This window comes from Oceanobacillus alkalisoli (assembly GCF_022213125.1).
Taxonomy (GTDB): domain Bacteria; phylum Bacillota; class Bacilli; order Bacillales; family Amphibacillaceae; genus Oceanobacillus; species Oceanobacillus alkalisoli.
Window position 1 is genome coordinate 776059 of sequence record NZ_JAKNRA010000001.1, and the last position, 14343, is coordinate 790401.

Here is a 14343-nt window from a genome sequence, read left to right on the forward strand (position 1 = left end):
TAAAGATACCATAATTTATACTGGTTTTTCTACCTTGTTTTGACATTTTTCAGACATGTTTTTCCCATAAAAAAGAGGGGGAGTCGAATCCCCCAGATTTAAGCTATTACTTTTGATTTTTTCGTTTTCACCCGTTCCATGCTAAAGTGAACACGGCAGTAGTTGATGAACTCTTCGTATTCGCCTTTCTTCATGCATTTTTCGAACATCTCGATAATCGATGCTTTGTCGACTACTTCCTTACGATAGATGTCGTAAATCTGATAGAGGGTCTTCAAGCTTTCTTCCGCTTCTTCCTCTTTCAAACGCGGCACTCGGATGAGGTACCAGCCGACAAAATAGCTGTTGAAACGGTCTGTCAGGTACAGGTCAAGCAGACCTTCTTCTCTTAAGAATGCATATCTTTCTTTTTCCAAGATGAGATATTTTTCAAAGAAACGCTTCGAAATGCTGTTTGTTACCGATGTCGTGACGGCTGCATAGTAAATATGGATAATCCGATCGACTGCTTTAAATGTATTACAATTCAAAATGAGCTGCTGGAAAAACAAGGTATCCTGTCCGACCGCTCTTTCCACCATTTGTAAGTTGTTGTCTGCAATGATTTCTTTTTTGACGATTAATGCTTGGATACTTTGGGCACGGAGCATCGAGTCGTGCAAATATGCGCGGGTATCGGATACGATGCCGGATGTATCCCATTTGAACGCGTTCTTCGAGTAGTTCATCACTTTGCGTTCGGTATCGTATTTAATAATGTCACCGACAACAAGGTCAAGGTATGGATTATTTTCCATCTCTTCCAGCAAGTATGCATAGCTGTCGTTCACTGCTTCGTTATCTGGGTCAAGATAGGTGATGAGATCTGCTTTTGCAAGCTCGAATCCTTTGTTTCTTGGTCGAGATGCACTGCCGCTTCCACCGTCCGCGAATTTATATGTTTGGATATTCGGGTAGAGGCGCTCGAGACGATCAACCATCTTCAGTGTCTCGTTATCCGTAGAGCCATCGTCCACAAGGATAATATCCATATCATGGAAGATAGAGGAACGCTTTAGACTCATGAAGCATTTGCCGTAAAGATGACGGCCATTATTATAAACTGGAATGATGACGGATAATTTGTATGCTGCACCGTCTTTACGGTCCTCTGCCGGATTCACATCTAGTTCAAGGGAATCAATACTGTAGCCGTTCCCTCTTTCCAGTGAGCCATCTAACTCAAGCAGTTCTTCTACTGTAAAATCATTCGTGTCAAACACCGTTTTATACTTGTCGTTTACAACCGTTACAAAGTCATGCTCCACGCCTTCTTGCAGTTCCCCGTGATTATAGTAGGCGTCTTTCGTAACATAAGCGGAATCGGTATATTTAAAACCGTTGATCAAGTCTTCTAAGTAATACTCGCCATACTCGTAATCCGGGTGGAAGAAAGTAATATAATCAAATTCTTCGTAATGGTCTTGTATATATTCTTGTGTCACGATTGTTTTATGCGGATAAGATTGACGCTCGAAATTCTCAGCTATGTTGTCGTCTTCTTGTTCGACTACGACCGCGATTTTTCGATCTTTAATAAAAGACTGCTCGTAACCGATTTTTTGCAGCAAGTCGTTTAAGCGGTGGAATGTCGTATGCTGCCTCATGACCGTCCGTACGCCTTCCATCTGGTGCATGTACAATTCCTTATCCGTCACGTTATTCATGATGTCGTTAATTTCTTCGGAGCTGTCAATCATGAAGATATTCGGGAATAAATTATTGATACCGAGACTATAATTCGAGAGGATCAGGTTCCCCATTGCCTGCAGCTCATAAACTCGGTTTGCGAACATCGTCTCACTCTTCTGGACGGAATTCAGATTGATGACCCAGTTATACAGTTTGAACACTTTCTGTAATGTCTGGTGCTCGATGCTTGGCGATAAATGACGTATATATTTCCGCGGGAAAAAATGTCGATTCAAGTTCAGATGATAGTTCCGGTCGATGATTTTTAATTCTTTATCTGCATGGATGACTCCGTCGAAAATCATTTTCGTATCTTTTTGACGATGCGGATATTTCTCATACCAGGACCCGGCAAAGATTGCCCCGTCCAGTTTCTCCGTCTGCTTCATTCCAACGGGGTTATTGTAAATCGGGTTGAAGCCGAATTCGAGGGCGAAGACATTGTCATTATTACAGTATTCTCTATAATCATTGATCTTTTCCTTCGCGGTCGTGAAAATATAATCACAGTACTTCGCGATATCGACAAATGCCTCGTAATTTGTCGGGTCTTCCTTCGAGTAGAAAACAATTTTTATATCTTTCGTGCGGTAGTAAGAAATCATGTCATATAATTCTTCACGGAGCTTCGTATTGTTCGGATTCCCTAGCCCCTTCCAGGACAGGTCAAGACCTTTCCAGGCGGAGGCGACGATGAATACGTCGATGTCCTCATGCTCCTTGTAATTCTCTCTTGTAATGTAAACCATGTTTGCGGCATTCTCGTAAGAATAAAAGAGAAATTCATCAGCGATGATTCCAATTTTTAAATCAATCGGTTGATAGTAACGTCCACCGTTTGTGACAGGGACCGTATCAAGGATTGGTTGAATTCTTTCTAAGAAATCGACATCACTCTTCTCTTCCTTAAGCTGTTGATAACCCATCGCCAGTTCTTCTGGACTCAATTGTTCAATAGCTTTTTCAGAGAGTTTCAGTAAGCCAGGATCAACCTCTACTCCTGCATCCTGAAGCATTTCCACTTCTTTCAGCATGCGATTCAGCAGTTCCCTCTTCTTATTTTGAATTGTCTTTAGTCTTGTCTTATTGGAATACATCTAATTACTCCTTTTTCTTCGCCATTTCCAATATTTCGTCGTTAGTTTTCCTAACTTCGATGACTTCAAGTTGTTGTATTTCATACGCAGGCTTTTGATTTCTTCTTCGAGCTGATCGAAATTCCGGAGCAGATTTTCTTCGGCCTGGTATTGCTGGTAAAGCTCTTGCTGGGCTCTTACCTTTTCCATCTTTTCCTGAAGGTATTTATCTTCTGTACTGTCTTTCAGCTCATCCCGTTCTTCCTTTAATGCGAGCAGCTGCTTCACATATTTCCGTTCATGTTGGACGAGGGCTGTCTCAAGTTCCGTAAGCATTGCTTCGTCGATTGGTTTATTCGTTAATGTCTCGTCCTTCTCGTAGAGGGCACCGACCCAACCGTTCAGGAATTTCACCTCGGATAGATGGAGTTCGTTCGTCTGGAACGCATATAAATCTTTAACATAATACGTATGTTTGTGGTCGAAATAATCATTTATTCCGAATGGTACGGTGATGATCAGCTTCCCGCCAGGATTTAGCAAGGTAACTGCCTTCTCGATAAAACGTTCGGGATCGGATAGGTGTTCAAGAATTTCACCCATGATGACACAATCAAAGGTCGTGTCGAAGGTGTGGCTCACAAAATTATCATGAATCAGTTCCAGATGTTTTCTTGTTGGAGCTTCTTCTTGTTCGAGCTGCTCTTTTGCATAGTTAATCGCATCTTCTAAAACATCGATGCCCGTAACCTGCTTCCCTTCTCTAGCAAGCAGAATGGAAACAAGTCCTTGGGAGCAGCCGACATCCAGTATCGTTTCACCTTTACTTGATGCCAGTATCCAGTGAATCCGGTCCCTTACCTTCTTGCCGAACTCTGTTCCCAGCTCATCATAATATGCTTCACTAACTCGATCCGTGTTTTTCTTCATGTTCTAGAACTCCAATCTCACCTATATGTATTTCTTTTGTCTTACCAGTGACCTTCTCACCTGAGGGCAGCATGATGAAGTATTTTATAAAGTATCTTCCAGGCTCTTCCGGTCTATAGGTCATGGTTTGCTTTCCTTGATACATTATTTTATCAATAACTTTGCCATTATAATAGGTATAATAAGCAAATTTAACATTCAATGCGGTATCAAGGTTCAAAGCAAAGTGGATTTCACCGTCTTTTTGTTCAATAGCAGGATTGCAAATGACATTCGTGTCACTGATGAAATGTTCGCCTACATCTTCTCGGTACACGGTATGGTCACCCTTTACGAGACAATAGGCAACCGTAACGTGAGTTGGCTTAGATAAATTTAAATGAAAAAGATGCTTGTTGTTATCGAAATTCATTTCTTTTAAAATATCATCTTCTTCGTAAATGCGAATTTTCGCTGTGTAACCGGCTGGCGGTACGTTGTCTGTCGTCATCCGGAATACATTATCTGCAAACTCATAATGAACGGGATGGACCGTGAACCCATGGATCAGATCCAGCAGTTTATTAACGATGAAATCCGGGTAATATTTTGCTATATCGGCATGACTCTTAATATTTTCATCCAGCAATAAGGTGTACGGATGATTTCGTTTATCCATCTCCTCGACTAGAGGAACGATATGATCGGGGTATTGCTTGTCATGAACGCTTCCTAGAATGGTGAGGAGTGTCTCGTTATTCGTATCCAGCTGGTTATAAATCACATTGTTGAGCTCTGCCACTTTCGCTTCATCGTCCACGTCGCCGAGCATGTATGCTGCGGTTTCTTTGGCATATTGTGTAATATATTCCGCGATTCGCGTTTGCGGGGCGCCAGCGATTGCTTGGCCGAATTTATATTTTAATGCATAGTAAAGGGCTGCACTTGCCCCTTTTGATGTGCCCGCCGTGATTACTTTTGCTTTATCGATATGAAGCTTTGATATCGTGTCCTCGATTAGTTCGCTGACAGACTGTTCAAAGTCGAAGCTCATCTCTTTCCCTAAGTAGTAGCTGCCGCGGGTGCTGTCCTTATCGAGGATAAACAGCTTATGGGCATCTATTCTCCTTAAGGTACGAACATAGTTATAACGGTACTGGTTCAGAGATCTCACCGGTGCGAATCCAGAAAAGACAATGATTAAATAATCCGTATTGTACGCTGCTTCTTCCAAGACATAGGTTACTTCTTTTGTGCTTCCTTGATAAGTTGATTCGTTAAAAATCATGCTGTGTCTCCCCTTTAGCTTTAGTTATAGCTACATGCAGCTTCAGCGCCCAGCGACTGGCGAGACGACCTTCACCTTCGTACGATAAAGGAGACTTGCCGATTGGCCTTGCCAAACGTCGCTAAACGGGCGCTTCCGCTTTTGGTTTAGTAGCCTAATCCTAAAAGGACCCCCAGTACTGCCACAATAGACAGCATGACCCCGCTTGTAACGAGATTTTTTGTGTTTCTTTTTTTGATATTTTCTTTTCGTGGAACTAATTCATTGTCTGGTGTGCTTGTTTGACTTGCGAGCATTTTATTTTTATAAGCTCGTTTTTCTTTTGTACTTAATTTATTAAACCAGTTAATGAACTTCTGGTATTCTTTCTGTACCTCTCCTGAATCACCCATCATCTTCATTTCCCCGTAGTGGATCCAAATTGCTGTATCACAGAATTGCTTCACTTGGGCAGCCGAGTGACTGATGAAGAAGATTGTTTTGCCGCGCTCTCTAAATTCATTCATTTTCTCTAAGCTGCGCTGGGCATAAGTCGAGTCACCAACGGATAATGCTTCGTCAATGACTAAAACGTCAGGATCTGTATGAACGGAAATCGCGAACCCGAGACGGGAGCGCATTCCGCTTGAATAGTTTTTCACCGGTTGCTTAATATAATCACCAATTTCGGCGAATTCAATGATATCCGGTGTGAGCCGTTCAATTTCCTCATCCTTCAAGCCGTGCATCATACATTTCAGCTGAATGTTTTCAATACCTGTCAGGTTATTGTTTAACCCTGCCGAAATAGCAATCAAGGACGTTTCCCCATTGATTGTGATTTCACCGCTTGTCGGTTGAATGACGCGGGCAAGCATATTCGAAATAGTCGATTTCCCGGAGCCGTTCAGGCCGATAATCCCGACACTTTCTCCTTCATATACTTTGAAGGAAACATCTTTAACAGCGACGAATTCTCTTCGCTGCTTCCTGCGCTCAATTGAAAAGAGTTCCATTAGTTTCTCTTTCTGCTTGGCATGCATTTCGAATGCTTTATATACATTTTTAAATTCTACTTTTAGTTGTTTTTTCATAACTGACCCTCATTTATTATAAATAATCTACGAAATTCTTCCGGAACTTCAAATGGACGCTGGAACCGATGACGAGAATGGTCAAAGTTAGTGTCCAGAAGTAGATAAGATAGAGTGGGTCTTCAAAGAACCAGCCTCTTCCCAGGAAGGAATCTCTGAAACCTTCAATAATATAGTAAATCGGGTTCAACTGCAGGACGTCAGCCATCCAGTCCGGAACGCGTCCACCTGCCGGGTCCCAAAGGATTGGAGATAAGTATAGAATCATCCGTACCATCGACTGCAGGAGCATCTGATAGTCCCGTATTAACGTCGATATCGTAGAACTGAGTAATGCAAAAGCAAACAGGAAAGCGAACATACTAATGATATAATAAATGATTTGTATGAAATAAATCGTCGGTGTGAACCCGTAAAAGAATAATACGATCATCAACAGTGTCATTAAGATGAAAAACTGCAAGCTGTTGCCGATGATCCGGATAGTCGGCAGTAAGCTGACAGGGAAATTCATTTTGGAAACCATGTTCACTTTTTGATAGACACTGTTTGAGCCTTGGATGATGGATGGGCTGATGAAGAACCAAGGAATGAGTCCCATTAGCATCCATAGGAAAAAGGGAATTTCACCGGTTGATGTTTGTACCGGTTCTCCCCCTCTGATTCCTAATCCAAATACAAACCAGTAAATGCTTACTTGAATGGCTGGGTTGATGACTTGCCAGAGTGATCCGAGGTAATGTAGTTGGTACATTCCTTTGATGTCAAAGCTGGCCATTCGGAAAATAAGATCTTTATGGTCAAGTTGTTCCTTGACTACTTGTCTTACTGAATTAAACATATGCATTAGCTTCCTTTATAATATAATTTATACATTTAAAAAATCCTTTTACCTGTGCCTCAAACCCCGCTCCAGGAATATACTTCGCTTTCCACGGGCAATGAAGAATTGCAGTTCATTCTTCACTGCTGATGAGCCTCCTCGCGCTGGCGCGCTGCGGGGTCTCATCGATGCCTCTGCTCCCGTTGGAGTCTCCGTATATTCCCGGAGCTGAAAAAGAGTAAGCCACTTCCAACCTAAATTAGTTTAAAGACACGTTAAAGACTTTTATAAATACTCGTATAAATTACCGTAGTTAATGTAGGCGATGTCGTCTGTGTGTTTTTGGACGATATTTTTGGTGTCGAATATTTGTTTGTTATTCATTTTGTTGAATGCTTCGTCGGTTAGTTCTTTGAATTGGTTGTGGTCGCTTAGGATTAGGACCAGGTCGGATCCGCCGAGTGCTCCCGCGAGGTCTTGTTCGACGAAGCTTAAAGTTACGTGCGGATCGTAGGCTACCACTTCGTATTCTGATTTTTTGTTTAAGATTTCATAGATTTCCATTGCTGGGCTTTCACGGATATCGTCGACGTTTCCTTTGTAGGTGAGGCCGAAGATTGTGATTTTCTTGCCGTTATGCTTTTTCACTAGTTTTTCCGCTGCGTCGACAACATATTCTGGCATCGAGTTGTTTACGTCACGGGAAAGGCTGATGATTTTTGATGCTTCTGGCGCTTTTGAAATGATAAAGTACGGATCGACTGCGAGGCAGTGTCCGCCGACTCCTGGTCCAGGCGTGTGCAAGTTCACACGCGGGTGTTTGTTTGCCATTTCGATTACTTCAAGCGCATTGATGCCAAGCTCGTTCGATACTTTTGCAAGTTCGTTTGCTAGCGCAATGTTCACGTCGCGGTATGTGTTTTCCATGAGTTTGGACATTTCTGCTGTACGGGCATTTGTTTTGATGAGTTCACCTTTAACAAATGTGCGGTAAACGTCAGCGCCTTTATCCGTACAAGCTTCTGTGATACCCCCAACGATACGGTTGTTGTTCACAAGTTCGTCCATGATTTGTCCTGGAAGTACACGTTCCGGACAATGCACAAGATAGATGTCTTCACCGATTGTAAAGCCTGCTTCTTCGAGACGCGGTTTTACATAGTCATCCATCGTACGTGGTGCGATGGTCGACTCAACAATTACAACATTTCCTTTTTCAAGAACCGGAATCATATTGTCGATTGCTTGCATGACATACGTGATGTCCATGGAGCGGTGCTCGTCCGGTTTGTTTGGTGTTGGGACGGCGATAATGAATGTGTCCGCCTTCTCCGGTGTTAAGGACGCACGGAAGTTTCCTTTTTCCATTGCCTCTTCCAATGCTTCTTGCAGACCTGGTTCTTCTATATGAATGGTTCCATTATTCAACATGTCCACTGCTTCTTTTTTCACATCGACGCCGATTGTTTCTACTCCATAGTTCGCAAACATAATGGAAGTCGGTAGTCCGATATATCCTAATCCGATGGTACATAATTTCACAATGAATTCCTTCTTTCTTTTAAGTATAGATTTTTATATTTAACAACGTCTAGCTCCAGCGCCCAGCGACTAGCGGATTTCCTTCACCTCCGTACGTCGCTACGAAGCACAGGATGTGCTAGTGCAAACGCCCTTCGGTGGGACGAGTAATCGCAGTCCCAGGTGTTGCGAAACGAATCGCGTTTTTAACCTGCAAGGCGCGCTTCCGCTTTTGATTAATACTTCTCATAAACTTCGAGCAGATATTTTTGCTCTATCTCCCAATTATACTTCTTTCGGGCATTTTTGCAATTAGCGCTGAATTCGGCTCGTTTATCAGGGTTTTCAAGCATATAGTTAACCCCTTTAGCGATTTCCTCCGGTTTGTGCGGGTCGATGGTGACACCGACTTCGCTTTCTTCTACGACTTTTTTAATTTCGGGGAAATCACAAGCAACGACCGGGACTTCATTCATCATATACTCGAATAATTTATTCGATGAAGCCGACCAGTGGTTGAAGTTGATATTGTTCAACACTTGGAACGCGAGATATGCATTTTTCGTATATTTCGGCAGGTCTCTTACGGGAACCTTTGGAATGAAACGGATGCCGTCTTCCAAGTTCCTTTCTTTCACCGTTTGCACAAGCTTGTCTTTAATTTTCCCATCGCCGATAAAAACGAGGGTTCCTTCCTTAAAGAGCGGGTAGGCGTCAATCAGCTTTTCAAGACCCCTTCCTGCTTGAACTCCCCCTTGATAAAGGAGAATTTTCTCATCTTGAGGTAAACCAAGCATGGCATGCAAATCAACTTTTTCATCCACTTGCTGGATCTCAAGGGATGGGTAATTATGCAATACATGCGGGTAGAAGCCGTAAAGTTCTTCATTAAACTTCGCGCGAGTGTCGTTTTCGACAATCATGCTGTCCATGCGATTAATGAAAAATTGTTCAAACCGTTTATACCACGGGCTGTCATAGCCGGTTCTGCTCGTCTGTACTTCATGCGAGTCATAGATAAGTGGCTTCTTTTTAAAACGCCATTTCGCACTGACATACCCTTGTGGCATCGTGTTCAAGTCATTGGAATGATAGATATCATAATTGCCACGGTGGCCTTTGATTATCATACGGAGGATCAATGCACCGCGGATCCAAATGACTCTTACTTTTGTTTTTAATAATAGGCCGACTAGAATCGTGAGCAAAATCGTGAGGATTGGGATAAAATAAAGCATCAAGCCCCAGACTGCTAAAATTGGAAGTGCTGGCCATTTATGTCTTGCGGTGAAGCGGTATGCTTTCTGAAGCAGTTCGAGTGTGACCGGGTACCTGCGCATCCGGTGAACTCGGAAATGCTCATTCACTTCTTCATACTGCAACACATCCGGATCGTTCGGGTCATCAATACAGATGAGTTCGACATCATACCCATTTTGGGATAATGCTGTGCATTCCCGTAGAACCCTTGCATCATTTGTGAAATGATTCCATACAAACATTCCTACACGTTTCATTTATTTTTCCCTCATTACTTCATAATATCAATTAACTTCTTGATGTTGTTTTCCCAAAGAAAATATTCCTTGACCGTGCGGATACAATTTTCCCCGAGCTGCTGCTCCATTGCTTTGTCATTTTTCAATTCGACAATTTTCGCAACGATCCCCTCGACGTCTGTCTGGTCGAAGGTGAACCCGGTTTCGTTCTCCGTAATCATATCTGCGGCTGTTCCTTTCACACCGGCAATGATTGGTGTCCTGCACGTCATATAGTCGATGATTTTCCCTGGTAAAACGGTGGAAAACACTTCTTCGTCATTTAAAAAAGCGACTGCAACGTTGCTGTTCTTAATGAGCTCAAGGCTCTTCTTCCTTGTCGTCGGTTTATGAATATGAACGGTGTTTAAGTCATTTTCTGCTAAGTAGTTCACAAACTCTTCCGTCCGCACACCATAACCGATTACATCAAAACGGATTCCTTCCGCATGCAGCAAGTTAGCTACCAGTTTGAGGTGGTCGATATCCTGGGCGAGTCCGAGATTACCTGTGTACACAACACGGAATTCTTTCGTTTCAGGATTATCTTCTGTAATTTCATGCACCCTCGGTCCGTTTGGCATATAAGTAATTGGCTTGTCTTGCTTGAGTTTTCCTTTGATATGATCATAGAATCCGATACTGTTAATAACAATCGAGTCGGCTTTTCCGTACATCTTCTTCTCGAGAAAGCGGAAGATTTTGATGATCGGTTTATTATGAAAGGTCTTCACTCCAATAAGACTATCCGGCCAGAGATCACGGACTTCAAGAATCAGTTTCGATTTTAGGACGAATTTCCCGACAAAGGCGGAGAATACAATAAAGATTGGCGGTGTACTTACTAATATATAATCGTAGCCGTTCTTTCTCAGCTTCCATAGTTCGAGCAAGAAGCGGTACATGACTTCCAAATAAAAAAATAATCTGCTTAAAATATGATTCTGAAATCGATTATTTTTAATGGGAACTCGTATTATTTTATATTTTTCTTCATTTAATGATTCATCATCCCAAAATTCGCTGTCTTTGTACATGTTTTTATTCGGGTAGGCCGGTTCGGTTGTTAAAACATCTGCATCTATGCCGTTTTCATTCAGCAATTGATAGATGTTTTTCATCCGATTCCCAGAGCTGCCGATGACAGGATAGAAATTCTGGGTCATGAGTAAAACTTTCTTGGACATGTTTGAACGCTCCTAATCGCAAGTAAACACCCTTACTATTTTATCATAAATTTACATGATACGATAATTACAATGCTATTACAAATCGAATTCATATCCTTTCATACGAGCAGTTCAATCTTAGAAGCATATAATTTATTTAGAAATGAATTAGACGAATACCGCTTTATACACGGGATTATGTCTCTTAGATGCACTATATTGGACGGATTTCGTTCCATGCACGGGATTAATGTCTCGTAGACGAGCTCTATCAGACAGATTCTGCTACAGGCACGGGATTTTGTCTCTGACAGGAGCTATATCAGACAGATTCTGCTGCATGCATGGGATTTTGTCTCTGACAGAAGCCCTATCGGACAGATTCTGCTACAGGCACGGGATTTTGTCTCTGACAGGAGCTATATCAGACAGATTCTGCTGCACGCACGGGATTTTGTCTCTGACAGGAGCTCTATCGGACAGATTCTGCTCCACGCCTAGGATTCTGTCTAATAGAAGGCTCCTATTAGACAAATTCGGCACGAAAACCTAGGAGCCTGCTCAAATTATAGATCTGACGGGTATTGTTAATCTGGACGGCGAACAGCCTGGAGGAATTTCTGTTCTATCATGAACATGGGGTTAAAAAGGTAGAAAAATAATAGAAGAAACGGGACGGGTCGTCTATCCTACTCCGTTCATTAAGGATGGACTTCTCGTCCCGCTATGCTGAGCCATTTCAGCAGGCGCTCGCGGCATATATATAATTCTTGGGCGAATTCAAGCGTAACTGCTTCGAATGTCAATTCTTTTCCTGGCTGAATCTGCGCTGCTCTTGAGATATCCTCCGTTATGACGGTGGCAATTCTTGTGTACCCGCCTGTCGGCTGCCTGTCAGCTAGCAAAATAATGGGCTGACCATTCGCCGGTACTTGGATTGCTCCGGGGAAAGTTGCGTCAGATATAATATCCGCCTCATTTGCATGCGTAATTTCCGGTCCGATTAGCCGGGTCCCCATCCGGTCTGTTTGTGATGACTTTTTGTAAGTTCCTGTTAAAAATGTACGGATTCCTTGTTTTGTAAAAGCTTTGGCGTCAGGACCAAGAATCACGCGGATGTTCCTTTGCTTATCATAATCTGGAACGAGACGAGAAGGGAGCACTCTGCCTGAACTTTTCATTATGGGGTCCCCCGTTGGCAGTCTATCGCCTTTTACAAGATATTCCCCATTTAATCCACCGATTTTTGCTTTTACATAAGTTGACCGGCTTCCCATTATTTCCGGCGTCTGAATCCCGCCGCTCACTGCAATATAAGCGTACGTTCCTGTGACAGGCTTTCCAAAGGATAAGGTCTGCCCTGCATAAAGTGAATAGGATTTCCATAATTGAATCGGGGTGCCGTCAACTGCAGGCGACAGGTCGGCACCGCAAATGGCAATGACCGTGTCTTTTAAAAACTTTAGTTTCGGCCCCATTAAGACAACTTCAAGACCTGCTGCATTTCGTCTGTTTCCAACAAGAATATTTCCAACTTGAAGGGCGAAATGGTCCATTGCACCTGCCACTACCATTCCTAATTGCTGATAGCCGCTCCGTCCTAAATCCTGAACAGACGTTGCAAGCCCTGGCTTGATTACTTCAATCATTGCTTTTTCCATTTACTTCCCCACTCTTTTTATCGTAATCCCGTTTCGAACGAGTCCTTGCTGCAGTTCCATTACAAAGGCCAAAGCTGCATCTGTATCACCATGCACACAGATGGTGTCTGCCTTAATCGCCACATCACTTCCGTCTACCGCTTCCACTTTCCCCTCTTGCACCATCCGGATCACCCGGCGCACCGCTTCTTTCGGGTCTTCGATCATTGCATTTGCTTCCGTTCTAGGTGTGAGCGACCCGTCCGGCTGATAAGTACGATCGGCAAAAACTTCATTCGCAACTTGTAGACCAGCCGCTTCTCCCGCTTTTATAAGCTCACTGCCTGCAAGCCCAAACAGGATAAGAGCGGGATCAACATCATAAACCGCCTGAGCAATTGCTTGCGCCTGTCGTGCGTCTTTTGCTGCTAGATTATATAGGGCTCCGTGCGGTTTTATATGATTCAGCTTTTGATTATACAGCTGGGCAAAAGACTGAACAGCACCAATCTGATAAACAATCAGATTATAGATCTCCTCTGGTTCCACGTGAAGGATGCGTCTGCCAAATCCTTGCAGATCCTGGAATCCTGGGTGGACACCAATTCCGACATTGTTTTCAGCTGCTTGTTTTACCGCATGCCTGATCACATTGTGATCACCAGCATGGTAGCCTGCTGCAATATTGGCTGAAGTAATATATTTCATCACGAATTCATCTTGACCAATCTGGTATGCACCAAAGCTTTCGCCTAAATCACTGTTTAAATCGACTAGATATTTTTCCATGCCACTCACTCTCCCTCGTGCTGTATAACATTCGGCTGGTAGGTTCCACGTGATACAGCTATCTCGATTTCTTCAAATTCTGTTTTTGTTATAGAAGAGAACCGAATATAATCTCCTGACCGGAGCAGAATCGGTTGATGACGAAGTGGATGATATAATTTCAATGGGGTCCTGCCGATAATCTGCCAGCCTCCCGGACTCTCCATGGAATAGATTCCCGTTTGAGCTCCGGCTATCCCAACAGCCCCTGCAGGAACGTTTGCCCGAGGTGAGATAAGCCTTGGGGTGGCGATTTTCTTTGACATCCCTCCAAGATATGGAAAACCAGGAGAAAAACCCATCATGTAGATCAGATAATTGCTACTCGTGTGAATATCGATGACCTCGTCCGTAGTAAGCCCGTTATGTTCGGCGACAAATCCGAGATCTGGCCCGTATTCCTCCCCATAATAGACGGGTATCTCCGTAATTATCGGTGGGGGCAATGCTACGAGTGAAAGTTTTTCATATAGAGATTCCATACGATTCTTTAAGGAATCGTATGGAATCAAAAGCGGGTCATAGTAAATCGATAATGCTGTATAAGCTGGAATCCATTCGATGATGCCAGAGATACTTTCTTTTTCCAAAAGGGCAGAGAAATTTCGGATACGTTCGTTCGTCTTTTTTGAAATTGTAGTTCCCAACTGAATTCGAATTCCCCTGTCCCCGTACAGACTGATTTCAAACATCGCTTTCACCATTTCTATCATAATTTCACGTTTTCCATGTGTGTCTCTTTATTCT

General features: G+C 43.0%; 11 protein-coding genes. All 11 read right to left on the bottom strand.

The annotated features are described in order from the left end of the window. Window positions 1-98: 98 nt before the first annotated feature. The 11 genes from L3V42_RS03495 to pxpB all read right to left on the bottom strand — a co-directional run bounded on the left by L3V42_RS03495 (window position 99) and on the right by pxpB (window position 14309). Entirely contained in the window at window positions 99-2828 is a 2730-nt protein-coding gene (locus L3V42_RS03495; RefSeq protein WP_238471336.1) for a glycosyltransferase, read from the bottom strand. Beyond that, window positions 2829-3737 (bottom strand): class I SAM-dependent methyltransferase, encoded by a 909-nt coding sequence (locus tag L3V42_RS03500; RefSeq protein ID WP_235761819.1) that lies wholly within the window; start codon window positions 3735-3737, stop codon window positions 2829-2831. Beyond that, complete coding sequence (locus L3V42_RS03505; RefSeq protein WP_238471337.1) at window positions 3712-5004, bottom strand: accessory Sec system protein Asp2; 1293 nt, start codon at window positions 5002-5004, stop codon at window positions 3712-3714. The genes L3V42_RS03500 and L3V42_RS03505 overlap by 26 nt, the downstream gene beginning before the upstream one ends. 146 nt (window positions 5005-5150) lie before the next feature. Further along, a complete protein-coding gene (locus tag L3V42_RS03510) occupies window positions 5151-6077 on the bottom strand; it encodes an ABC transporter ATP-binding protein (protein WP_235761821.1) in 927 nt (308 codons plus the stop codon). A 16-nt stretch (window positions 6078-6093) separates the two neighbouring features. Beyond that, the gene (locus L3V42_RS03515) at window positions 6094-6918 is read right to left on the bottom strand and encodes an ABC transporter permease (RefSeq protein ID WP_238471338.1); all 825 of its coding nucleotides are present in this window, start codon (window positions 6916-6918) and stop codon (window positions 6094-6096) included. Between the two features lie 267 nt (window positions 6919-7185). Continuing rightward, window positions 7186-8442 (bottom strand): nucleotide sugar dehydrogenase, encoded by a 1257-nt coding sequence (locus tag L3V42_RS03520; RefSeq protein WP_238471339.1) that lies wholly within the window; start codon window positions 8440-8442, stop codon window positions 7186-7188. Between the two features lie 215 nt (window positions 8443-8657). Next, a complete protein-coding gene (locus tag L3V42_RS03525; protein WP_238471340.1) occupies window positions 8658-9938 on the bottom strand; it encodes a glycosyltransferase in 1281 nt (426 codons plus the stop codon). 14 nt (window positions 9939-9952) lie between these two features. After that, window positions 9953-11146, bottom strand: coding sequence for a glycosyltransferase family 4 protein (locus L3V42_RS03530; protein WP_238471341.1), 1194 nt, complete (start codon window positions 11144-11146; stop codon window positions 9953-9955). Between the two features lie 683 nt (window positions 11147-11829). Next, the gene (locus tag L3V42_RS03535) at window positions 11830-12789 is read right to left on the bottom strand and encodes a 5-oxoprolinase subunit C family protein (RefSeq protein WP_235761826.1); all 960 of its coding nucleotides are present in this window, start codon (window positions 12787-12789) and stop codon (window positions 11830-11832) included. Then, a complete protein-coding gene (locus L3V42_RS03540; RefSeq protein ID WP_235761827.1) occupies window positions 12790-13557 on the bottom strand; it encodes a LamB/YcsF family protein in 768 nt (255 codons plus the stop codon). A 5-nt stretch (window positions 13558-13562) separates the two neighbouring features. Further along, the gene (pxpB, locus tag L3V42_RS03545; protein ID WP_235761828.1) at window positions 13563-14309 is read right to left on the bottom strand and encodes a 5-oxoprolinase subunit PxpB; all 747 of its coding nucleotides are present in this window, start codon (window positions 14307-14309) and stop codon (window positions 13563-13565) included. Window positions 14310-14343 lie beyond the last annotated feature (34 nt).

Coding starts and splice junctions, on each gene's coding strand:
- L3V42_RS03510 (WP_235761821.1), bottom strand. CDS start 6,077: ATGAAAAAACAACTAAAAGTAGAATTTAAAAATGTATATAAAGCATTC.
- L3V42_RS03500 (WP_235761819.1), bottom strand. CDS start 3,737: ATGAAGAAAAACACGGATCGAGTTAGTGAAGCATATTATGATGAGCTG.
- L3V42_RS03535 (WP_235761826.1), bottom strand. CDS start 12,789: ATGGAAAAAGCAATGATTGAAGTAATCAAGCCAGGGCTTGCAACGTCT.
- L3V42_RS03530 (WP_238471341.1), bottom strand. CDS start 11,146: ATGTCCAAGAAAGTTTTACTCATGACCCAGAATTTCTATCCTGTCATC.
- L3V42_RS03540 (WP_235761827.1), bottom strand. CDS start 13,557: ATGGAAAAATATCTAGTCGATTTAAACAGTGATTTAGGCGAAAGCTTT.
- L3V42_RS03495 (WP_238471336.1), bottom strand. CDS start 2,828: ATGTATTCCAATAAGACAAGACTAAAGACAATTCAAAATAAGAAGAGG.
- pxpB (WP_235761828.1), bottom strand. CDS start 14,309: ATGATAGAAATGGTGAAAGCGATGTTTGAAATCAGTCTGTACGGGGAC.
- L3V42_RS03525 (WP_238471340.1), bottom strand. CDS start 9,938: ATGAAACGTGTAGGAATGTTTGTATGGAATCATTTCACAAATGATGCA.
- L3V42_RS03505 (WP_238471337.1), bottom strand. CDS start 5,004: ATGATTTTTAACGAATCAACTTATCAAGGAAGCACAAAAGAAGTAACC.
- L3V42_RS03515 (WP_238471338.1), bottom strand. CDS start 6,918: ATGTTTAATTCAGTAAGACAAGTAGTCAAGGAACAACTTGACCATAAA.